This is a genomic window from Streptomyces sp. NPDC055239 (assembly GCF_053606205.1).
The window spans coordinates 1-19,630 of sequence record NZ_JBSGRD010000028.1; the positions used below are offsets into that span (position 1 = coordinate 1).

Below are 19,630 nucleotides of genomic sequence, written 5' to 3' on the forward strand. Positions count from 1 at the left end.
GGGGTTCTTTTTTGGGTTGGTGGTGTGTCTGCCGGGGCTTCTGTTGTGCCCGGGCCTAGCGGGGGGGGGGGGGGGCCCGCGGGGGGTGGGGGGCGGGCCCCCGACGCCCTGCCAAGCGACTAACTCCGGCGCCGGGACGCCTCGTAGAGCACGACTCCCGCGGCCACACCGGCGTTCAGGGACTCCGTGCCGCCCGGCATGGGGATCCGCACGCGGTAGTCGCAGGTCTCGCCGACCAGGCGCGAGAGGCCCTTGCCCTCGCTGCCGATGACGATGACCACGGGGCCGGACAGTGCCGCGAGGTCGCCGACCTCGTGGTCGCCGTCCGCAGCGAGGCCGACGATCGCGAGCCCGGCCTTCTTGTAGGACTCCAGGACGCGGGTCAGGTTCGTGGCCCGCGCCACGGGCGTACGGGCCGCGGCACCGGCGGCCGTCTTCCAGGCTCCGGCGGTCATGCCTGCGGCACGCCGCTCGGGGACGACGACGCCGTGCCCGCCGAAGGCGGACGCGGAACGCACCACGGCGCCCAGGTTCCGCGGGTCGGTCACGCCGTCGAGGGCGACGATCAGCGGGTCCTCGCCCTGGTCGTACGCGGCGGCCGCGAGCTCCTCGGGGTGCGCGTACTCGTAGGGCGGCACCTGGAGCACGAGGCCCTGGTGGTTGAGCCCGTTGGTCATGCGGTCGAGCTCGGGGCGCGGTGCCTCCATGAGGTGGATGCCGCCGCGCTCACCGGCGAGCTGCAGCGCCTCGCGCACGCGCTCGTCGTTGTCGATGAACTGCTGGACGTAGAGCATGGAGGCGGGAACGCCCTCGCGCAGCGCCTCGACGACCGAGTTGCGTCCGACGACCATCTCGGACGTGCCCTTGCCGCGGCCCTTCACGGAACCGGGACGGCGGCTGCCACCGCCACCGGCGCCGGTGGCCTTCTTGGCCATGGCGTTGGTGATGCGGTTCTTCTTGTGTCCCTTGCGCGCCTCGGCGGGCGGCGTCGGACCCTTGCCCTCAAGGCCGCGGCGCCGATTCCCACCGCTGCCGACCTGCGCGCCCTTCTTGCCGGACATGCGGCGGTTGTTAGCGGCCATGACCTACCTGTCTCTGTGATGCGTGCGGTTGCCTTCGTACGGCGTGACCGCGCACTGCGTGAATTACGTACGTATATGAAGTGTGCCGCCCGGGTCGCCGGGCGGCACATCGCCAGGTCAGACGCTCAGCGCGGGCCGAGAGTCCACCGGGGGCCTGTCGGGCTGTCCTCGATGACGAGGCCGGACTGGTTGAGCTGGTCGCGGATGGTGTCGGCCGTGGCCCAGTCCTTGCGGCCCCGCGCCGCCTCACGCTGCTGGAGCACGAGACGTACGAGGGTGTCGACGACCCCGTGGAGATCGTCGCCGCGGTCGCCCTCACCGGCCCACTGCGGGTCGAGCGGGTCGAGGCCGAGCACGGCCAGCATGGCCCGCACCTCGGCGAGCCGCTCCACCGCGGCTTCCTTGTCGTCGGCGGCCAGGGCGGAATTGCCCTGCCGTACGGTCGTGTGGACGATGGCGAGCGCCTGCGGGACGCCCAGGTCGTCGTCCATCGCGTCGGCGAAGGCGGGCGGCACCTCGGCTGCGGGCTCGACGACGCCCCCGGCCTTCTCCACCACGCGCTGCACGAAGCCCTCGATCCGCGCGAACGCGGACTCCGCCTCGCGCAGGGCCTCCTCGCTGTACTCGATCATCGAGCGGTAGTGCGGGGTGCCCAGGTAGTAGCGCAGGACGATCGGGCGCCACTTCTTGACCATCTCGGAGACGAGGACCGAGTTGCCGAGCGACTTGGACATCTTCTCGCCGCTCATGGTGACCCAGCCGTTGTGCACCCAGTACCGCGCGAACGCGTCGCCGAAGGCCTTGGCCTGCGCGATCTCGTTCTCGTGGTGCGGGAAGATCAGGTCGATGCCGCCGCCGTGGATGTCGAACTCGCGGCCCAGGTACTTGTGGGCCATCGCCGAGCACTCCAGGTGCCAGCCGGGACGGCCGCGGCCCCAGGGGGTCTCCCAGCTGGGCTCCCCCTCCTTGGCCGTCTTCCACATGGCGAAGTCACGCGGGTCGCGCTTGCCGGTCTCGCCCTCGCCGGAGGGCTGGAGCAGGTTGTCCAGTTCCTGGTTGGACAGCTCCAGGTAGCCGGGGAAGGACTTCACGTCGAAGTAGACGTTGCCGTCGGACTCGTAGGCGTGGCCGCGCTCGATCAGGCCGCGCATCATCTCGACCATCTCGGTGATGTGGCCGGTGGCGCGCGGTTCGTAGGTGGGCGGCAGGCAGCCGAGGACGTCGTAGCCGTCGTTGAAGGCCCGCTCGTTCTCGTACCCGATCGACCACCACGGGCGGCCCTGCTCGGCCGACTTCCGGATGATCTTGTCGTCGATGTCCGTGACGTTGCGGATGAAGGTGACGTCGTAGCCGCGGTGGGCGAACCAGCGGCGCATGATGTCGAAGTTCAGACCCGAGCGGATGTGCCCGATGTGCGGGGCCGCCTGCACCGTCGCGCCGCACAGGTAGATCGAGACACAGCCGTCGATGAGGGGGCTGAAGTCTCGGATCTGCCGGGCGCTGGTGTCGTACAGGCGAATCGTCACCACTCCAGGGTAGTGGTCGCAGGGCAGTGCCCTGCGACCTCTGGGGGCAACAGGGCACGGAACTGTGACATGCGGGGCTGTGGGAGGGGTGCGGAAGGGCCCGGAAGGGTCTCAGAGGCGGCCGACGACCTTGCGCGGGGTGATGCGGACGACGACGCGGGCGGCGTCGTCGGCGGAGGACTGGTTGAACTCCGCGTACTTCAGGCCGGTGTACTTCAGTGCCAGCTCGTCGATGAGGTCCTGCCCGCCTTCGGTGGTGACCGTCGCCTCGCCGCGGATCTCGGCGTACGTGTAGGGCGAGTCGAAGGGCTGCAGGAGCACCGTCACGCGCGGGTCGCGGCGCAGGTTCTTCTCCTTGCGGCGGCCGAGCGTGGTGGAGAAGAGCAGGTCGTCGCCGTCACGCTTCACCCAGACCGGTGAGACCTGGGGGCTGCCGTCGGGCTGGACGGTGGCCACGTTGACGAAGACGGGGGTGTCGAGAAGAGCCTTGATCTTGTCGGACAGTTCGGCGGCCATTGCGGGTGCCTCTCTCTCGTATCTCTCGTATCTCTCGTATCTCTCGTACGACGCTCGTATCTCTCGTACGTCGGTGGACGGGTCGCCCGGGGGTGCGTTCCCGATACTGCTCCAACACACCCTGCCGCGGCGGCATTTCACCCGTCTCCGGTCAGCCGGTCCGTACGACCAGTGCCGTGGCGATCGCCGCGAGGCCCTCGGCGCGGCCGGTGAGGCCGAGCCCGTCCGTCGTCGTGCCGGACACGGCGACGGGGGCGCCCGCGGCGGCGCCGAGCGTCTTCTGCGCCTCGTCGCGCCGCTTGCCGACCTTGGGCCGTACGCCGATGACCTGGACGGCGATGTTGCCGATCTCGAAGCCCTCGGCGCGCACGATTCTGGCCGCCTCGGCGAGCAGCGTCACACCGGAGGCGCCTGACCACTCGGGCCTGCTGGTGCCGAAGTGCGCGCCGAGGTCGCCGATGCCGGCCGCGGAGAACAGGGCGTCGCAGGCGGCGTGCGCGGCGACGTCGCCGTCCGAGTGCCCGGCGAGGCCCGCGCTCTCGCCCTCCCAGAGGAGCCCGGCGCACCACAGCTCGCGCCCTTCCTCGAAGGCGTGCACGTCGGTGCCGATGCCGACCTGCGGGAGCGGGATGCGGACCGGCTGGTTCTGCTGGGTCTTGTTCTCAGAAGCCATCGTTGGCCCTCCTGCGGGCGAGTACGGCCTCGGCGAGTACGAGGTCGAGGGGCCGCGTCACCTTGAAGGCCTCTTCGTGGCCGGGCACGACGACGACCCGGAGGCCGAGCTGCTCGACCATGCTGGCGTCGTCCGTGACGTTGTCGGTGACGGTCGCGTGGGCGCGGACGAGGGTGTCGCGGTCGAAGCCCTGCGGGGTCTGCACCGCGCGCAGGCGGGCCCGCTCGGGCGTGGCCACCACGGGCTCGGGCGCGCCCGGCTCCTTGGGGTCGCCCGGCTCGACCTGCTTGACGGTGTCGGTCAGGGGCAGCGCGGGGACGACGGCGGGTGCGCCGTCGCGTACGGCCTCGATGACGCCGTCGACGGTGTCGACCGGTACGAGGGGGCGGGCCGCGTCGTGCACCAGGACGATGTCGATGCCGTCCGGCAGGGCGTCGAGGCCGAGCTTCACGGATTCCTGGCGGGTTTCGCCGCCGGGGACCACCAGGAAGTCGGTGCGCTCGGGCAGCGCGTGATCGGCGATGAGGGACTTGACCTCGGCGGCGCCCTCCGGCGGGGCCACGACGACGACGAGCGAGACGGCGCGGGATGCGGCCATGGCCCGTACGGCGTGGATGAGCATGGGTGTGCCGTTCAGCGCGCGGAGCGCCTTGGGGGCGCCCGGGCCGAGCCGTACGCCGCGTCCGGCGGCGGGGATCACGACCGCGGTGCGGGATTCCTCAGACATCGCTTCCGTTCAGGTTTGTGTGCTCGGGGGAGGTGGGTATGGCCACAGCGACGCCGGGCACGAGCCCTTGACCGGACCCTTCCGTGACATCTGGTCGACAGCTGCCCGAGCCCGGCGCGCACGCCAAGCAGCACCAGCAGGAACAGAGGCACAGGGAACAAGGCACCAGGAACACCGAGTACGGCGCGAGCACGACGGCGAAGATTCAAAAATTCAGAGAGTGCATCTCAGAGGTACTGCGTCTGAGAGATTGCGTCTGGGTACGAACATGCCGCAGCGCCCGGCGACACCATTGAGGGTCAGCGGGCACCGCGGCATTCATGGCGCCAGGACATATGCGTACGCGTATGTCAGGACGCGATCAGGACGCGAGAACCTCGTCAAGCAGGGCCTCGGCCTTGTCCTCGTTCGTGTTCTCCGCGAGGGCGAGCTCGCTCACCAGGATCTGGCGAGCCTTGGCGAGCATGCGCTTCTCACCCGCGGACAGTCCGCGCTCACGCTCACGACGCCACAGGTCACGCACGACTTCCGCGACCTTGATGACATCGCCCGAAGCGAGTTTCTCGAGATTTGCCTTGTAGCGACGGGACCAGTTCGTCGGCTCTTCGGCGTACGGCGCGCGCAGTACTTCGAAGACCCGGTCGAGCCCGTCCTGACCGACCACATCACGTACGCCGACGAACTCCGCATTGTCCGCAGGCACACGTACCGTCAAGTCGCCCTGAGCGACCTTCAGCACCAAGTAGGTCTTGTCCACGCCTTTGATCTGGCGAGTCTCAATGGCCTCGATCAGCGCGGCCCCGTGATGGGGATAGACCACGGTGTCGCCAACCTTGAACGTCATGTGACAGGTACCCCTTCCGTGGCTATCCATCCTAACACGAGAACCGCCTCTTCTGAATGGCGTTTTCGCAGGTCAGGGCGCATCTCGGGGCTTGACAACTGCAACAGGAACGTGCTGCGAAGGGCTTCCGGAGCGAGGTATTCGCAGGTGAGAGCAGCTCTCCGGGGAAGCAGAAACACGCCCGTCACACGCCCCCAGAGAGCGCTCCAGGAGGCTGAACGTCCCGGTTTGCCAGGTTCCAGGCAGTGAACTTTCGCTACTCCGTTCGGCGACTGGAGAGGCGTGCGACTCCGCCTTCGACGTAAATCCGGAATTGATCAAGATCCCCGAGTGATCAATTTCCCGGACTTCCCCGGACCGCCATGCATTCCTTACCGGAAATCCCCAGGACGGGCTCCGACTGACTCTTGACGGCGCTTATGTGAATGGTGGCCGAGAGGCCAATGGCGTGAGAGTGACGGCAGTGGCAGGTGTGGCCGGACATGGCGCGTACACAGCAAGATCGCGGCAGGATCGAGGCAAGATCGCGGCGGAACGGGAGGGGCCCGGGAGAGGCTCAAGGGCCGTAGGGGCGGGTCGGGTGCGGTGGCGCGGGAACGGCTCGGTAACCTAAGGCCGCTGACACATACTTAGGGCGGCTTTACGGCCGTCCTCCTCCCGTCCTCGTTCAAGGAGTTGCCGCCGCCGTGAGCCGCAGCCTTCGACGTGGCGCCATCGCCGCCACCGCCATCGCGTTCTCGCTCGCGTCGCTCGCCGCGTGCGGCGCCGGTAACAACGCCCAGACGCACGAGATCAGGCCGGACAACGCCGCGACCGCCGTCGGCGACATCAAGATCCAGAACGCCATGGTGATCACCCAGCCCGACCTGAAGTCGACGGGTCCCGCGGTGATCGCCGCCACGGTCTTCAACAACGGCCGTACCGACCAGACCCTGGACGAGATCACGGTCACCGGTACCGGCAAGAAGGCCAAGATCACGCCGGCCAAGGACGACAAGGTCTCCAAGCGCGGCGGTCCGCTGACCATCCCCGCCGGCGGCTCCGTCGTCATCGGCGGCAAGGACAACGCCTCCGCCGTCCTGCCCAGCAGCCGCGAGGCCGTCAAGGACGGCAACGCACAGCCGGTCGTCTTCGCCTTCAGCGAGACCGGCGACGTGAAGATGCAGACCTTCGTCGTGCCGGCCGAGAGCTACTTCAAGAAGTGGGGCCCGTCCGAGGTTCCCGAGGCGCCGGACTCGAAGCCGACCGGCGTGGCGAGCGGTGAGCCCAACGACGGCGCGTCCGACGGCACGACCGCGGGTGCCACGGAGGGCACGACCGAGGGCTCGACCGAGGGCGCAACCGAGGGTGGCGCCGCCAACTCCTCGAACAAGCCGTCGGGCAACGCCTCCGACAAGGGCACGGAGCAGTCCGAAGCCGGGTCGCAGGACGCGGGCACGACTGCGGGCACGGGCGCCCAGCACTGACACGACGCACAGACGCATAGACGCACAGACGCACAGACGGAAGGGCGGGAACCCAGTGGGTTCCCGCCCTTCCGTCTGTCTGCTGGGGGTGGGGGCTGCTGTTTACGGCTCGAACTTGTAGCCCAGGCCCCGCACCGTCACCAGGTAGCGCGGCGCCCCCGGGTCGGGCTCGATCTTGGCGCGCAGGCGCTTGACGTGGACGTCGAGGGTCTTGGTGTCGCCCACGTAGTCCGCGCCCCAGACGCGGTCGATCAGCTGCATGCGGGTCAGGACGCGGCCCGCGTTGCGCAGGAGCATCTCCAGGAGGTCGAACTCCTTGAGGGGCAGGTCGACCTTGGAGCCGGAGACGGTGACCACGTGACGGTCCACGTCCATGCGGACCGGGCCCGCCTCCAGGGCCTGCGGGGCGACCTCCTCGGGCTCGCCGCGGCGGCGCAGGACCGCGCGGATGCGAGCCACCAGTTCGCGCGACGAGAAGGGCTTGGTGACGTAGTCGTCGGCTCCTATTTCCAGGCCGACCACCTTGTCGATCTCGCTGTCCTTGGCGGTGACCATGATCACCGGGACGTTGGAGTGGCTGCGCAGCTGGCGGCAGACCTCCGTGCCGGGCAGGCCCGGCAGCATCAGGTCGAGCAGGACGAGGTCGGCGCCGTTGCGCTCGAACTCGTCTAGTCCGTCCGGGCCGGTGGCCGCGATGGCGACCTCGAAGCCCTCTTTGCGGAGCATGTAGGACAGGGCGTCGCTGAAGGATTCCTCGTCCTCGACGACGAGCACTCGGGTCACGGAAGGACCTCCGGGGCAGGGATGGGTTCGTACGCAGTGGTCTCGTCGGGCCGTGCGGTGTCGGCTTCGCTGCCGTCTCCGCCGTGACCGGATCCGCGGTCGCGGGCTGCGGCTGCTTCGGGCAGCCGCAGGGTGAAGGTGGAGCCCTGTCCCTCGGAGCTCCACACGGTGACCTCCCCGCCGTGCGAGGCGGCCACGTGTTTGACGATGGCGAGGCCGAGGCCGGTGCCGCCGGTGGCCCGGGAGCGAGCCGGGTCGACTCGGTAGAAGCGCTCGAATATGCGCTCCTTGTCCTTGTCGGAGATGCCGATTCCCTGGTCGGTGACGGCCACCTCGATAAGGTCTCCGCCCGGTGCGTTGACCCGGCGGGCTGCGATGCCGACGCGGGTGCGAGCGGGCGAGTAGTTGACGGCGTTCTCGACGAGATTGCCGAGTGCTGCGGCGAGCTGGCCGCGGTTGCCCCATATCCGCAGGTCGGCGGTGCCGCCCGCGGCCATGGTGATCTGCTTGTGGGTGGCCTGGTGACGGCTGCGGTCGATCGCTTCCGCCACCAGCTCATCCACACGGACGGGTTCGGCGTCCTCCAAGGGGTCGTCGTTCTGGACCCGGGAGAGGTCGATGAGCTCCTGGACGAGGCTGGTCAGGCGGGTCGCCTCGATCTGCATGCGGCCCGCGAAGCGCTCGACGGCCTCGGGGTCGTCCGACGCGTCCATGACGGCCTCGGACAGGAGCGAGAGTGCGCCCACCGGGGTCTTGAGCTCATGGCTCACGTTCGCCACGAAGTCGCGTCGTACGGCTTCGATGCGGCGGGCCTCCGTGAGGTCCTCCACGAGGAGAAGGACCAGGCGGGAGCCGAGGGGGGCCACGCGTGCGGAGACGGCGAGGGCCTCGCCCCGGCCGGTGCCGCGGCGTGGCAGGTCCAGCTCGACCTGGCGTATCTCGCCGTCGCGGCGGGTGTCGCGCGCCATCTGGAGCATGGGCTCCACGGCGAGCTTGCCGCCGCGGACCAGGCCGAGGGCGTACGCCGCCGAGCTGGCCTTCACCACGCTGTCCGCTTCGTCGAGGACGACGGCGGACGAGCGGAGCACGGAGAGAACCGTGTCGACGCCCGGCGGCAGTACGGGGTCTGTGTGCAGGGAGGTCCGGGTGGGGCGTTTCAGGTCGCGCTCGCTCCAGCGGAACGCCAGCATGGCGATGACACCGGTGCACACTCCGGCGATCGCTGCCGCTGCGGCGACCGCCGCGTTCACGTCCATGCCTCCAGGTTATGCGCCGAATGAGCACCAGCCCCAGCCATCCGGGTGCCGCCTCGAACACTCGTCGCCCAGAGTTCACCGAGGGGACGGTGTTGGTTCACTTCGGCCGAACGGGTTACGCCGGGCCGCGCCGGGGCGACTCCGGGGAGCGCGCCACGCGTCGCCCACAGTTCACCTGGGTGACAGGGACGGTTCATTCGGGATGTCGGAAACGGACGCGTCCGACCCGCACCGTGGGAGCGTGGGGGTCAGCCCCCGGGTCGTACTAGAGAGGGACATCCACATGCGCGACGCGTACCACGAGGAACTTGACTCGATCGGCGAGGGGCTGGTCGAGATGGCCCGTCTGGTCGGGTCCGCGATCGGGCGCGCCACGACGGCCATGCTCGACGCCGATCTGAAGCTGGCGGAGAGCGTGATCGCCGCCGACCAGAAGGTCGACGATCTCCAGCACGAGCTGGAGGCGCGCGCGATAGCCCTTCTGGCTCGGCAGCAGCCGGTCGCCACGGACCTGCGCATCGTCGTCACCTCGCTGCGGATGAGCGCCGACCTCGAGCGCTCGGGCGACCTCGCCCAGCACGTCGGCAAGCTGGCCCGGCTGCGCTTCCCGGCGTCGGCCGTTCCGCACGACCTGCACGCGACGATCCTGGAGATGGGGCAGCTCGCGCAGCGGCTCATGGCCAAGGCGGCGGAGGTCATCATCACGAAGGACGTCGACCTGGCGATGCAGCTGGAGCAGGACGACGACGAGATGGACCTGCTGCACCGCACGCTCTTCCAGCACCTGATGGACGACCGCTGGAAGCACGGCATCGAGACGGCCGTGGACGTGACGCTCCTCGGCCGCTACTACGAGCGCTTCGCGGATCACGCGGTGTCGGTGGCCAAGAGGGTCGTCTACCTGGTCACGGGCGAGCACGCGGACGAGATCCAGCCCACGGGCACGCCCGTGGAAGGCGCCTGAGCCCTACACCGGCCGACGCGCGCGCAAAGGGGTGTGCCCCGCACCGATCGTGCGGGGCACACCCCTTTGCTCTGGCTCTGCTCCGAGTGCCTCAGCTTCAGCCGCAGCCGCCGCACTGGCACGGTCCGCCCGACTGACAGCCGCAGCCGCAGCCCGAGCCGCAGCCGCAGGCGCCGAGGAGTACGAGCGCGGGCAGGCCCGGCGTATCGGCGGGCTGCTCGGGGACGGGTTCGGTCATCGGGGACTCAGCCATGGGTCTCCTCCTCGAAGGCGTACTGCAAAGGCGTACTGCGAAGGCGTACTGCGAAGGCGTACGGCGATGGCGCACTGCCTGTTGCCCGTTGCATGCCCACTGAAGAGGGGCGCACCAACGGCGCACACGCGCGTGCGGCGCACCCGGCGTTCCGGATCACCACCCACGAAACTTCCTACACAACCTTCACAGAAATGCCTTACTGTGAGTCCGCTGTGCAGGGGTATCAAGTCCCAGGTCTCTGACCTGGGTTCTTCTTATGTGGGGGGTCACATACCGTGCGTACGCGCACCATCTCGACCGCGACAGCGCTCGCGGTCCTCTTCAGTTCCGCGGCCCTGGTCGCGACGGCGTCCGGCCAGGCGGTGGCGGACTCATCGAAGCTTCTGAACGTGCAGTCGTCGGGTGACGTTCTCGTGGACGGCGAGCACCAGCGCGTCTACGTCTCCGACCCGAGGGGCGGCAAGATCGTCGTCACGGACTACGCGGGCACCGTCAAGGCCACCCTGGACGGTCTTCCGGACGTCGAGGGCCTCGCGCTCTCGCCCGACTCCGGCCAGGTCTACGCGGCTGTGGCGGGGCTCAACCGGATCGTCTCCGTGGAGACGTCCTCGTACACGCAGAGTGCGAGCTACGCGCTCGACGGCGCCGAGAAGCCGCGCACGCTCGCGCTGGCGAGCGGCAAGCTGTGGTTCGGCTACGGGCCCGACGCCGAGGGCGGCATCGGCTCGCTCGACTTCTCCGGCGACGGCGGCGAGCCGGTCGTCGCGCTCGCCCAGGACGGCGACGCGAGTTTCTACGCCGCGCCCGAGCTCGGTTCCGACCCCGACTCGGGGATCCTGGTCGCCGGCGAGAAGGTGACGAGCAACGACACCCTGACCGTGTACGACGTCTCGGGGCCGAAGCCGGAGCTGAAGGTCAGCAAGTCGGTGGAGGGCGGCTTCTTCGACGACATCGCGGTCTCCCCCGACGGGACCCAGATCGTCACCGCGAGCGGCGCCCCGTACTACCACCCGGTGTACTCCACGAAGGACCTGTCACCGCTGGGCCGTTACAACTCCGGGGACTACGGCTCCGCCGTGGACATCGCCCCGGACGGCACCGTGGCGGCGGGCACCTTCTCCTGGTACGGGCCCGACGTGCACATCTACCGGCAGGGCAAGTGGACCAAGGTCCGGGAGTACGAGTTCCCGAACACCAGCGGCAGCAGCGGCGGCGACACGCTGGCCGAGGGCGGGCTCGCCTGGGCGCCGGACGGCAGCAGGCTCTTCGCGGTCTCCGACAACGGCCAGGGCGCCTTCTCGCTGCGGGTCCTGACCGATCCGGCCAAGACCGTGCCCACCCTGACGGTGAACGCCCCGACGAAGGCGACCCGGGCCAAGTCCCTCACCGTCACCGGCAAGCTCACCGCCACGGCAGCGGCGCTGCCCGCCGGGACCGAACTGGCCGTCACGCGCACGGACGTCGAGTCCCCCGACGGCAAGAAGCTGCCCGCGGTGAAGACCAAGGCGGACGGCACCTTCTCGTTCACCAATACCCCGCCCGCGGGCGGCAAGGTGAAGTACAAGGTCGCGTACGCGGGCGACGCCACGCACTCCGCGGCCTCCGCGACGGACACGGTGGACGTCTCACGGACCGCGGCCAAGCTGACCCTGAACAAGAACGGCAAGGTCTACGGCTACGGCGCCGACGTCTCCTTCACCGCGCACCTCGGCTCGACGTACAAGAACCGCACGGTCGAGATCTGGGCGAATCCCTACGGCGGCGACAAGCCCAACAAGCTGGTCAGGACCGGGAAGGTCAACTCCAGCGGCAACATCTCCGCCACGGTGGACATGAAGCGCGACACGACCGTCACCGCCGTCTTCGCGGGCGACGCGCGTTACGGCTCGAAGAAGGCCAAGTCCACGGCGTACGCCAAGGTCAAGGTCTCCACGGCCGTCTCCAAGCACTACAAGACGGGCAAGATCGGGTCCACGAAGTACTACTGGTTCCACAAGAACGCCGACCCGGTCCTGACGACGACCATGAGCTACTACAAGGGCCGCAAGCAGCGCTTCGAGCTCCAGGTGTACGCGAACGGCGCGTGGCGGTCCGGGGGCGGCGCCGAGTACTTCAAGCTGAACCCGGACGGCACTTGCTCCGTCCGTCTGGAGGGACCCGGCCAGTCGGGTATCCGTGGGCGGGTGCGCTCGTCGTACATCAACGGGACGTCGGGCGACAACGTGAACTCGACGACGCACGGGGCGTGGAAGTACCTGAACTTCACCCGGTAGGCACGCCGGTCTCCTGGACGGAGGCGGGGGCAGGTCCCACAGGGCCGACCACCACCTCCGTCTCCGTCTCCGTCTCCTCGGCCGGAAGCCCCCGCATGAGCGACCAGTACCCGAGCGCGGCGACGGTCCCGACGACCGCGCAGGTGGCCCAGAGCCACTGGGCGCCGAAGTGGTCGATGACGAAGCCGGACATCAGCGGGGCGACGAGCGCGGCGACGGCCCACGACAGGGTGTACATGCCTTGGTAGCGCCCCCTGCCGTGGGTCGGCGAGAGCCGCACGACGAGGCCGGTCTGCGTAGGGGCGTTGATGATCTCGGCGAGGGTCCAGACGCACACGGTGAGGGCGAAGACGCCGATGGACCCGGCGAACGCGGTGAGCCCGAAGCCGTAGCCGGCGAGCAGCGCGGAGATGATCAACAGCCGTTGCGGGTCGCGGTGTTCGATGAAGCGCGTGACGGGGATCTGAAGAGCGACGATGAGTACGCCGTTGACGGCGATGGCCACTCCATAGTCGACGGGCGTGAACCCGGCCTCGCCCATGGCGACGGGCAGGCCCACGGCGCCCTGCTGGAAGATCACCGCGATGAGGAACGAAAGGCCGACGACGCCCATGAAGCGCCCGTCGCGCAGGACGGTCCCGAGACCGACGTCAGGTTCCGATGCCTTCTCCAGGGCGGTCCGCACGGGCCGCGACTCGGGCAGCTTCGCGAAGACGACGACGGCGCAGACCATGGTCATCACGGCTTCGATGAGGAACCCGGCGAGGTAGCTGAACTCGGCGATGAAGCCCGCGCCCGCGGACGAGATCGCGAACCCGAGGTTGATCGCCCAGTAGTTGAGCGAGAAGGCCCGCACCCGGTCCTCGGGGCGGACGATGTCGGCCATCATCGCCTGGACGGCGGGCCGGGACGCGTTGCTCGCCATGCCGACGAGGAAGGCGACGGCCGCGATGGCCAGGGGGTCCTTCATGAAGCCGAGGAGGGCGACGGAGAGGGCGGTGGACGACTGGGCGATGAGGAGAGTGGGCCGCCGCCCGAGCCGGTCGGTCATGACGCCCGCCCCGATCGAGGAGACGACGCCGCCGAGGCCGTGCAGGGCGGCGACGAGACCGGCGTACGTCGCGGAGTAGCCGCGGTCGAGGGTCAGATAGAGCGCCATGAAGGTGGCGACGAAGGCACCGAGCCGGTTGACGAGGGTGCTGGTCCACAGCCACCAGAACTCGCGGGGAAGACCGGAGACGGACTCTTTGGCGGCGCGTCTCAGGGCGGCGAGCGGCATTGGTTTCCCCCACAGGATCAAGCAGAAATGTAAGCGTCTCTAGCGACGAGCGAAAATTACGACCAGTGGGCCGGTAAGAGCCAGTGGATTAACAGAACCCGTCAACTGACCCCGTGCCCGCGTCCGCGCTGTCCGGGCTGCGGGCGGACGCGCGGGGCACAGGGCGGTTCGATTACGCTCAGGGGCATGGCCGACGCACCGTACAAGCTGATCCTCCTCCGCCACGGCGAGAGCGAGTGGAACGAGAAGAACCTGTTCACCGGCTGGGTGGACGTCAACCTCACCGCGAAGGGCGAGAAGGAGGCGACGCGCGGCGGCGAGCTGCTCAAGGACGCCGGCCTGCTCCCCGACGTGGTCCACACGTCCCTCCAGAAGCGCGCGATCCGCACCGCGCAGCTCTCCCTGGAGTCCGCCGACCGCCTCTGGATCCCGGTCCACCGCAGCTGGCGCCTGAACGAGCGCCACTACGGCGCGCTGCAGGGCAAGGACAAGGCGCAGACGCTCGCCGAGTTCGGCGAGGAGCAGTTCATGCTCTGGCGCCGCTCGTACGACACCCCGCCGCCGGCGCTCGACCGCGACGCGGAGTACTCGCAGTTCTCCGATCCCCGCTACGCGACGCTCCCGCCGGAGGTGCGCCCGCAGACGGAGTGCCTCAAGGACGTCGTCGTCCGCATGCTCCCGTACTGGTTCGACGGCATCGTCCCCGACCTCCTGACCGGCAAGACGGTCCTGGTAGCGGCCCACGGAAACTCCCTCCGCGCCCTGGTCAAGCACCTGGACGGCGTCTCGGACGAGGACATCGCGGGCCTGAACATCCCGACGGGCATCCCGCTCGCCTACGAGCTGGACGCGGAGTTCAAGCCCGTGAAGCCGGGCGGGACGTACCTGGACCCGGATGCGGCGAAGGCGGCGATCGAGGCGGTCAAGAACCAGGGCAAGAAGAAGTAAGCCCGACGCTTTAAGCCCCCTGCCTGCGGATTGCCCGCTGACAGGGGGCTTTTCGTTGCCCGGGACCGTCTCTGCCGCTGTGGCCTCGGCGACGTCCACCATCGACCCGGGCAAAGCCGAGCAGACGCGGCTCAGGGAGTCCAAGTCGTTCGTACCAGTGGGGTGCTGGGCCTTCGGGACGTAGCCTCGCCTTGTGAAGGACCCACGCCCGGCCATGCCGGAACCCTTGGTCTGGGCCTTGGCCTGGATCGTTGCCACCGTGATGTTCTGGTTGCTTGCCCAGGTGATCGGCGGCCCGACGAGCTGGTACGCGAGTGCTCTCTTCGCAGGGTTCGTGGTCGTCGGCGGAGAACTCGTAGATCGCTACAAGCAGAGGCGCTGACCAGGTCCGGCTCCCGTGATGCTCACACCCGCACCCGGCGCCCTGCGACGAAAAGCAGCGCCACCGCGCCGACCGCGAGGATGACGTGGCCGATCAAGTTGGCGGTGCCCGCGGAGCCGGTGTCGGGGGTCTGGCCGAAGCCGATCCATGTGTACGTCAGCGTGGCGCCGGCGGCGAGTGCGTACACCTGTGGCAATCCCCAACCGGGCCTGTGCGACCAGGAGATGCCGAGGGCCAGCGCTACGGCCGCGATGGCGAGAGATGCCGCCACGCTCCACCAGTTCGTCTGGAGGACCAGCATGAATCCGCTGGTCAGCAGGAACGCCGCCGCGCCCGCGAGCAAGGGGCGGGGTGCGCTGCGGGCGGTTCGGCCGCCGGGTACCGGCACCGGCGGCCGGATCCGGAACGCGGTGACCACCAGCAGGATCACTACCGCAGCCGTGCCCGCCAGGCGCGGCCAAGGGGCCATGAAGTGGCTCTCGTCGTAGCTGCCCCAGCCTGTGATCACGGCACCGAGGGCGAAGAGCGCCGCGGTGACCGACAGGCCGATGCGGCCTAGCCACGGTTCCCGCGCCCGGTCCGGAACCAGCGACTCCATGAGCGCGATCGGCACGGCGATGCTCCACACGGCGTGCACGGCCAGGACCGAGAGCAGCCCGTAGGCGCCGATGCCCAGGAACGGCACGTGCGTTACCGAGACCATGTCGTAGTTCCCGGAGTAGTGCGCGTTGAACAGCATCTGGTCGAGGAGCCCCTCCTCCACCAGCGCGTACGCCGCGCCGAGGAGCAGGATCGAGCCCCATCCCCGCCCGGCGCGCCGGACGACCTCCCGGATCAGCAGGCACCCGCCGCCGTACAGCAGCGCCTGCATCGGCAGCAGCCACAGCATGTCGATCGACGTCGCGCCGAGCAGCAGCTCGCCGACCACCGGCGACAGGAAGAACAGCCCCACGGCGGGCATCGCGTGTCTCATGCCAACCGACGCTACGGACGGTGTGACCGGCGGCGCGTCTGCCGAGTGGCTAGAAGCGGTTGTCCGAAAGCATGGAGTGGGGCGACGAAAGTCGAGGGCTGTCCGTCATGCGGGAGGTGGCGGTTCCCGGCGGGCGGAGTGCGTCAGCCGGTCGGCGAGGGCTTCGACCAAGTCTCGGAGTTCGTCCGGGCGTTCGATGGCGAACGGGCGGTCCAGGGAGGCCAGTACTGCGGGGAGCCAGTCGAGGTCGTTCACTCGTAGGTCGACGCTCGACCAGCCCTCGGTCTGCGGCAGTTCTTCCACGATCGCGACGCTGCGGGGTAGTCGCGTGTGGATGTGCTCGGGCGTCGCCTGGACGCGCAGGGTCACCTCGTGGCGGTACGGGGCTGTGGCGAGGCCCGTCAGGACGCGCTGCGCCGGGTCGAAGTCAGCGGGTGGTTCGAACGAGCCCGGCAGGTTCCGCACGTCCGTGATGCGGTCCAGGCGGAACGTACGGTCCTCGCCGGTCGTGAGATCAGCGGCCGTGACGTACCACTTGCCCGAGTGAGCGACGAGCCCGTGCGGGTGCAGCGTGCGTTCGCTGCGGTCGCCGTTCGCGTTGGTGTAGCGGACCGAGATCGGACGGTGGTGGTTCACCGCATCGGCGACCGGGAGCAGGACCCCGGTTTCCGGGGCCACGTCCGGGGCGCCCGATCCGCCGGGCTGAGCCGTGAAGGCCAGCGAACCGAGCACCGCGTCGAGTCTGAGGCGCAGTCGCTCGGGCAGTACGCGCCGGATCTTGGCCGCCGCCGTCTCGCTCGCCGTGCCAGTGGTCGTGCCCGTGGTCGTGGTCGTCAGGCGTTCTCGCTGACCCGCGACCAGACCGAGGAGCACGGCGAGCGCTTCCTCGTCGCTCAGCATGAGCGGCGGCATACGGAAACCGCGGGTGAGCCGGTAGCCGCCGTAGCGGCCGCGCACCGATTCGACGGGCACGTCGAGGTCGACGAGGTGGCCGACGTAGTGCCGCACCGTGCGTTCGTCGACGCCGAGCCGGTCGGCGAGCTCGGACGCGGTCCGGATGCCGCCCGACTGCAGGAGCTCCAGCAGGGTGAGTACGCGGGCGATGGGGCGGGGCATGTTCAGAAGTCTGCCGTATATACCGGGCGGGTTCCGCCCGGTATTGGTCATAGCCTCTGGTCAGAAGCACCGAATGAACGGCCTCAACGGCCCGAACGACCAGGAGTGGACCCCCATGAATTTCGTCTCCGTTCGCATCATCACGAGCGACGTCGCCCGCCTCGTCTCCTTCTACGAGCGCGCCACCGGGGTCACCGCCAGCTGGTCCAACGAGGACTTCGCCGAGCTGAGGGTCGCCTCGGCCACCCTCGCGATCGGCAGCACCCGCACGGTCCCGCTGTTCTCGCCCGGCTCCGCCCGCCCGGCCGACAACCACAGCGTCATCCTCGAGTTCCTTGTCGACGACGTGGACAGCGTCCACAAGAACCTGACCGGCTTCGTGGAGGACTTCGTCAACGAGCCCACCACGCTGCCCTGGGGCAACCGCTCGCTCCTGTTCCGCGACCCCGACGGCAACCTCGTCAACTTCTTCACGCCCGTCACGCCCGCCGCTATCGAGAAGTTCGGTCGCTGAGGTCGCCGAGGTCACTGAGGTCGCTGAGTGCCTCGAAGCCCAGGTGTTCGGCCAGGAAGCGTTCCGCCGCGGTGTAGAGGGCGATCACGTTCTCCGGGTTCTCGATGGCGTGGCCCTCGTCCTCCATGACGGTGTACTCGACGGGGACGCCTCGTGCGCGCAGAGCCTCGACGAGCTGGTCGGACTCGGCGAGGACGACGCGGGCGTCGTTGGCGCCGTGCACCACCATCAGCGGGGTACGGATCTGGTCGACGCGGCTGATCGGGGAGCGGGCCAGCATGTCGGCCTCCTGCGCCGGGTCGGCCGGGTCCCCGACGTACGTGAACCAGTTGTAGGCGAGCATCGGCTTGACGAAGTCGGGCTGGTTGCGCATGAAGTTGGCCAGGTCCGAGATCCCGACGACGTCGATGGCGGCGGCGAAGACGTCCGGGGTGAAGGTGACGCCGACCAGCGACGCGTAACCGCCGTAGGAACCGCCCATGATCGCCACCCGCTCCGGGTCGGCGTACCCCTGGTCGACCGCCCACCGCACGCCGTCGATGAGGTCGTCGTGCATCTTGCCCGCGAACTCCCCGATGCCCGCCCGGGTGAAGGCCTTGCCGTAACCGGTCGAGCCCCGGAAGTTGACCTGGAGGACCGCACATCCCCGGTTGGCGAAGAGCTGCGCCGCCGGGTGGTATCCCCAGCTGTCCCGGCTCCAGGGGCCGCCGTGGACGAACAGCACGAGCGGCAGCCGGGACGGCTCGATGCCGACCGGCAGCGTCAGGTGCGAGGGCAGCGTCAGACCGTCGCGGGAGGGGATCGACACCGGTGTCATCGGTGCGAGGGACTCGGGGTCGAGATGCGGCTTCGCCCGGTGGAGCAGGCGGCTCTCGCCGGTGGTGTGGTCGTAGAAGAAGGTGACCCCGGGGTCACGGTCGTGGGTGAAGCTGACCACCCAGCGCTGTCCGCTCTCGTCAGACGACACTCCGGCGAGATCACCGTCGGACAGCTTCTCCAGGTTCTCCAGTACGGCGGCGAAGTGCGGGTCCAGGGCGTGGATCACCTGCCGCTCCCCCAGATAACGGACCCCGAGCAGCTCACCTGTGCGCCGGCTGCGGATGAGCGGGGACGGCAGGGCGGGAAAGACCCGGGCGCGGGTGTCCAGGTCGTACTGCGGGTGGGAGTCGACCTCTTGCTCCTCGCCGGTCGCCAGGTCGAGCCGGGCCAGGCGGAGGCGGTCGCTCCCCCGGTGCGAGCCCAGCCAGATCCCGGTGCCGTCCGGTGTGACTTCCAGGGGGTAGACCCCCAGCGGGGCGTCACCGCCGTCGAAGCGCGCCACGGGGTCCAGCTCATCCGTTGCCGCGTCCCACCGGGACAGCTCGATGTCGCCCTCGGCCGTCGTCACCACGGCGAACGGCTCGCGCTCGCCGTACAGCCACCCTTCGACAGTGCCGCCGGGGCTCTGGGCGAGGGGCGTGAGTTCGCCGGTGGCGATGTCCAGCTCGACCAGGTCGAACCGGGCATGGTCGCGCACGTTCAGCTGGGTGATCACCTTGCCGGGCCGCCCGGCGGGCAGGTCAACGCCCATGGCCCGCGCCCCGGGGTAGGGAGTGAGGTCCACCGCGGCGGCGTCCGGGTCCCGCAGGTCCACGCGGTAGATGTGCACGTTCTCGTCGCCGCCCTGGTCGCGGGTGTAGAGCAGCCAGCGCGGGTCACGGGCCCAGTGGTAGCTCACCACTCCGCGGTCCTCGGTGGTCACGCACCGCGCGTCCCCCGGAGCGTCGACGCTCTCGACCCATACGTTCATGCGGTTCTTCCACAGGGCCAGGTACGCCAATTTCGTACCGTCCGGCGAAAGCGTGACCGTCGCGCGGGGCGGCGGCCCGAAGAACTCTTCGACGGAGATGTTCTCCCGCTGTGTCATGTCTGTGGTTCCTTTCCCGTGGCGATCTTCTGTCACTAAGTGACACCATGCACACTGTCACTAAGTGACAGATTGCGCAAGCGTCCGACCCTGTCGAGCGTGAGGGGGTAGCCAGACGCGTCACTTAGTGACACGATGTCATCAAG

19 protein-coding genes are annotated in these 19,630 nt (G+C 69.2%); 6 read left to right on the top strand and 13 right to left on the bottom strand.

Features of this window, described 5'->3' with window-relative positions; all coding sequences use genetic code 11:
• Positions 1-119: 119 nt before the first annotated feature.
• The 6 genes from rlmB to ACWFRJ_RS44290 all read right to left on the bottom strand — a co-directional run bounded on the left by rlmB (position 120) and on the right by ACWFRJ_RS44290 (position 5,368).
• Positions 120-1,082: a 23S rRNA (guanosine(2251)-2'-O)-methyltransferase RlmB gene (gene rlmB, locus ACWFRJ_RS44265; protein ID WP_453544728.1), complete on the bottom strand. Its 963-nt coding sequence runs from the start codon at positions 1,080-1,082 to the stop codon at positions 120-122.
• A gap of 125 nt (positions 1,083-1,207) precedes the next feature.
• Positions 1,208-2,608: a cysteine--tRNA ligase gene (gene cysS, locus ACWFRJ_RS44270; protein WP_453544730.1), complete on the bottom strand. Its 1,401-nt coding sequence runs from the start codon at positions 2,606-2,608 to the stop codon at positions 1,208-1,210.
• 111 nt (positions 2,609-2,719) lie between these two features.
• A complete protein-coding gene (locus ACWFRJ_RS44275; RefSeq protein ID WP_453544732.1) occupies positions 2,720-3,124 on the bottom strand; it encodes a PPOX class F420-dependent oxidoreductase in 405 nt (134 codons plus the stop codon).
• 151 nt (positions 3,125-3,275) lie between these two features.
• Positions 3,276-3,797 (bottom strand): 2-C-methyl-D-erythritol 2,4-cyclodiphosphate synthase, encoded by a 522-nt coding sequence (gene ispF, locus ACWFRJ_RS44280; protein ID WP_453544734.1) that lies wholly within the window; start codon positions 3,795-3,797, stop codon positions 3,276-3,278.
• Positions 3,787-4,524 (bottom strand): 2-C-methyl-D-erythritol 4-phosphate cytidylyltransferase, encoded by a 738-nt coding sequence (gene ispD / locus ACWFRJ_RS44285; protein WP_453544736.1) that lies wholly within the window; start codon positions 4,522-4,524, stop codon positions 3,787-3,789. The genes ispF and ispD overlap by 11 nt, the downstream gene beginning before the upstream one ends.
• Positions 4,525-4,885: 361 nt before the next feature.
• Positions 4,886-5,368, bottom strand: a complete 483-nt coding sequence (locus ACWFRJ_RS44290; protein ID WP_003953493.1) for a CarD family transcriptional regulator — start codon at positions 5,366-5,368, stop codon at positions 4,886-4,888.
• 686 nt (positions 5,369-6,054) lie between these two features.
• On the opposite strand from ACWFRJ_RS44290, the gene ACWFRJ_RS44295 reads away from it, so the two are divergent.
• Complete coding sequence (locus ACWFRJ_RS44295) at positions 6,055-6,834, top strand: DUF461 domain-containing protein (protein WP_453544738.1); 780 nt, start codon at positions 6,055-6,057, stop codon at positions 6,832-6,834.
• A gap of 102 nt (positions 6,835-6,936) precedes the next feature.
• On the opposite strand, the gene ACWFRJ_RS44300 is transcribed toward ACWFRJ_RS44295, so the two are convergent.
• Both ACWFRJ_RS44300 and ACWFRJ_RS44305 read right to left on the bottom strand, forming a co-directional pair.
• The gene (locus tag ACWFRJ_RS44300) at positions 6,937-7,617 is read right to left on the bottom strand and encodes a response regulator (RefSeq protein ID WP_383276627.1); all 681 of its coding nucleotides are present in this window, start codon (positions 7,615-7,617) and stop codon (positions 6,937-6,939) included.
• The gene (locus tag ACWFRJ_RS44305; protein ID WP_453544740.1) at positions 7,614-8,873 is read right to left on the bottom strand and encodes a sensor histidine kinase; all 1,260 of its coding nucleotides are present in this window, start codon (positions 8,871-8,873) and stop codon (positions 7,614-7,616) included. The genes ACWFRJ_RS44300 and ACWFRJ_RS44305 overlap by 4 nt, the downstream gene beginning before the upstream one ends.
• Positions 8,874-9,156: 283 nt before the next feature.
• Between ACWFRJ_RS44305 and phoU the strand changes: the two genes are divergently transcribed.
• On the top strand, positions 9,157-9,837 hold the full coding sequence (gene phoU, locus ACWFRJ_RS44310; RefSeq protein ID WP_453544742.1) for a phosphate signaling complex protein PhoU: 681 nt from the start codon (positions 9,157-9,159) through the stop codon (positions 9,835-9,837).
• A gap of 97 nt (positions 9,838-9,934) precedes the next feature.
• On the opposite strand, the gene ACWFRJ_RS44315 is transcribed toward phoU, so the two are convergent.
• Entirely contained in the window at positions 9,935-10,090 is a 156-nt protein-coding gene (locus ACWFRJ_RS44315; protein ID WP_389915985.1) for a hypothetical protein, read from the bottom strand.
• Positions 10,091-10,368: 278 nt separating this feature from the next.
• Here ACWFRJ_RS44315 and ACWFRJ_RS44320 point away from each other — a divergent pair, with 278 nt between their 5' ends.
• Positions 10,369-12,366, top strand: a complete 1,998-nt coding sequence (locus tag ACWFRJ_RS44320) for a WD40 repeat domain-containing protein (protein WP_453544744.1) — start codon at positions 10,369-10,371, stop codon at positions 12,364-12,366.
• Here the strand turns inward: ACWFRJ_RS44320 and ACWFRJ_RS44325 are convergent.
• Positions 12,356-13,645: an MDR family MFS transporter gene (locus tag ACWFRJ_RS44325; RefSeq protein ID WP_453544746.1), complete on the bottom strand. Its 1,290-nt coding sequence runs from the start codon at positions 13,643-13,645 to the stop codon at positions 12,356-12,358. The genes ACWFRJ_RS44320 and ACWFRJ_RS44325 overlap by 11 nt on opposite strands.
• 186 nt (positions 13,646-13,831) lie before the next feature.
• Between ACWFRJ_RS44325 and ACWFRJ_RS44330 the strand changes: the two genes are divergently transcribed.
• Both ACWFRJ_RS44330 and ACWFRJ_RS44335 read left to right on the top strand, forming a co-directional pair.
• Positions 13,832-14,593: a phosphoglyceromutase gene (locus ACWFRJ_RS44330; RefSeq protein ID WP_453544748.1), complete on the top strand. Its 762-nt coding sequence runs from the start codon at positions 13,832-13,834 to the stop codon at positions 14,591-14,593.
• A 214-nt stretch (positions 14,594-14,807) separates the two neighbouring features.
• Positions 14,808-14,975 carry a hypothetical protein gene (locus ACWFRJ_RS44335; protein ID WP_453544750.1) on the top strand — a complete coding sequence of 56 codons (168 nt, stop codon included), beginning with the start codon at positions 14,808-14,810 and terminating at the stop codon, positions 14,973-14,975.
• Between the two features lie 22 nt (positions 14,976-14,997).
• On the opposite strand, the gene ACWFRJ_RS44340 is transcribed toward ACWFRJ_RS44335, so the two are convergent.
• Both ACWFRJ_RS44340 and ACWFRJ_RS44345 read right to left on the bottom strand, forming a co-directional pair.
• Positions 14,998-15,948: a DUF998 domain-containing protein gene (locus ACWFRJ_RS44340; protein ID WP_453544752.1), complete on the bottom strand. Its 951-nt coding sequence runs from the start codon at positions 15,946-15,948 to the stop codon at positions 14,998-15,000.
• Positions 15,949-16,053: 105 nt separating this feature from the next.
• Complete coding sequence (locus ACWFRJ_RS44345; protein ID WP_453544754.1) at positions 16,054-17,064, bottom strand: helix-turn-helix transcriptional regulator; 1,011 nt, start codon at positions 17,062-17,064, stop codon at positions 16,054-16,056.
• A gap of 115 nt (positions 17,065-17,179) precedes the next feature.
• Between ACWFRJ_RS44345 and ACWFRJ_RS44350 the strand changes: the two genes are divergently transcribed.
• Complete coding sequence (locus ACWFRJ_RS44350) at positions 17,180-17,578, top strand: VOC family protein (protein ID WP_453544758.1); 399 nt, start codon at positions 17,180-17,182, stop codon at positions 17,576-17,578.
• Here ACWFRJ_RS44350 and ACWFRJ_RS44355 read toward each other — a convergent pair.
• A complete protein-coding gene (locus ACWFRJ_RS44355) occupies positions 17,556-19,484 on the bottom strand; it encodes a S9 family peptidase (RefSeq protein WP_453544756.1) in 1,929 nt (642 codons plus the stop codon). The two genes, ACWFRJ_RS44350 and ACWFRJ_RS44355, sit on opposite strands and share 23 nt — an antisense overlap.
• Between the last annotated feature and the right edge of the window lie 146 nt (positions 19,485-19,630).

Bases quoted from the DNA above. Each gene is read 5' to 3' on its own strand.
- ACWFRJ_RS44315 (WP_389915985.1), bottom strand. From the start codon at position 10,090: ATGGCTGAGTCCCCGATGACCGAACCCGTCCCCGAGCAGCCCGCCGAT.
- ACWFRJ_RS44330 (WP_453544748.1), top strand. From the start codon at position 13,832: ATGGCCGACGCACCGTACAAGCTGATCCTCCTCCGCCACGGCGAGAGC.
- ispD (WP_453544736.1), bottom strand. From the start codon at position 4,524: ATGTCTGAGGAATCCCGCACCGCGGTCGTGATCCCCGCCGCCGGACGC.
- ACWFRJ_RS44325 (WP_453544746.1), bottom strand. From the start codon at position 13,645: ATGCCGCTCGCCGCCCTGAGACGCGCCGCCAAAGAGTCCGTCTCCGGT.
- phoU (WP_453544742.1), top strand. From the start codon at position 9,157: ATGCGCGACGCGTACCACGAGGAACTTGACTCGATCGGCGAGGGGCTG.
- ACWFRJ_RS44290 (WP_003953493.1), bottom strand. From the start codon at position 5,368: ATGACGTTCAAGGTTGGCGACACCGTGGTCTATCCCCATCACGGGGCC.
- ACWFRJ_RS44305 (WP_453544740.1), bottom strand. From the start codon at position 8,873: ATGGACGTGAACGCGGCGGTCGCCGCAGCGGCAGCGATCGCCGGAGTG.
- ACWFRJ_RS44275 (WP_453544732.1), bottom strand. From the start codon at position 3,124: ATGGCCGCCGAACTGTCCGACAAGATCAAGGCTCTTCTCGACACCCCC.
- ACWFRJ_RS44335 (WP_453544750.1), top strand. From the start codon at position 14,808: ATGCCGGAACCCTTGGTCTGGGCCTTGGCCTGGATCGTTGCCACCGTG.
- rlmB (WP_453544728.1), bottom strand. From the start codon at position 1,082: ATGGCCGCTAACAACCGCCGCATGTCCGGCAAGAAGGGCGCGCAGGTC.
- ACWFRJ_RS44355 (WP_453544756.1), bottom strand. From the start codon at position 19,484: ATGACACAGCGGGAGAACATCTCCGTCGAAGAGTTCTTCGGGCCGCCG.
- ACWFRJ_RS44340 (WP_453544752.1), bottom strand. From the start codon at position 15,948: ATGAGACACGCGATGCCCGCCGTGGGGCTGTTCTTCCTGTCGCCGGTG.
- ACWFRJ_RS44350 (WP_453544758.1), top strand. From the start codon at position 17,180: ATGAATTTCGTCTCCGTTCGCATCATCACGAGCGACGTCGCCCGCCTC.
- ACWFRJ_RS44345 (WP_453544754.1), bottom strand. From the start codon at position 17,064: ATGCCCCGCCCCATCGCCCGCGTACTCACCCTGCTGGAGCTCCTGCAG.
- ispF (WP_453544734.1), bottom strand. From the start codon at position 3,797: ATGGCTTCTGAGAACAAGACCCAGCAGAACCAGCCGGTCCGCATCCCG.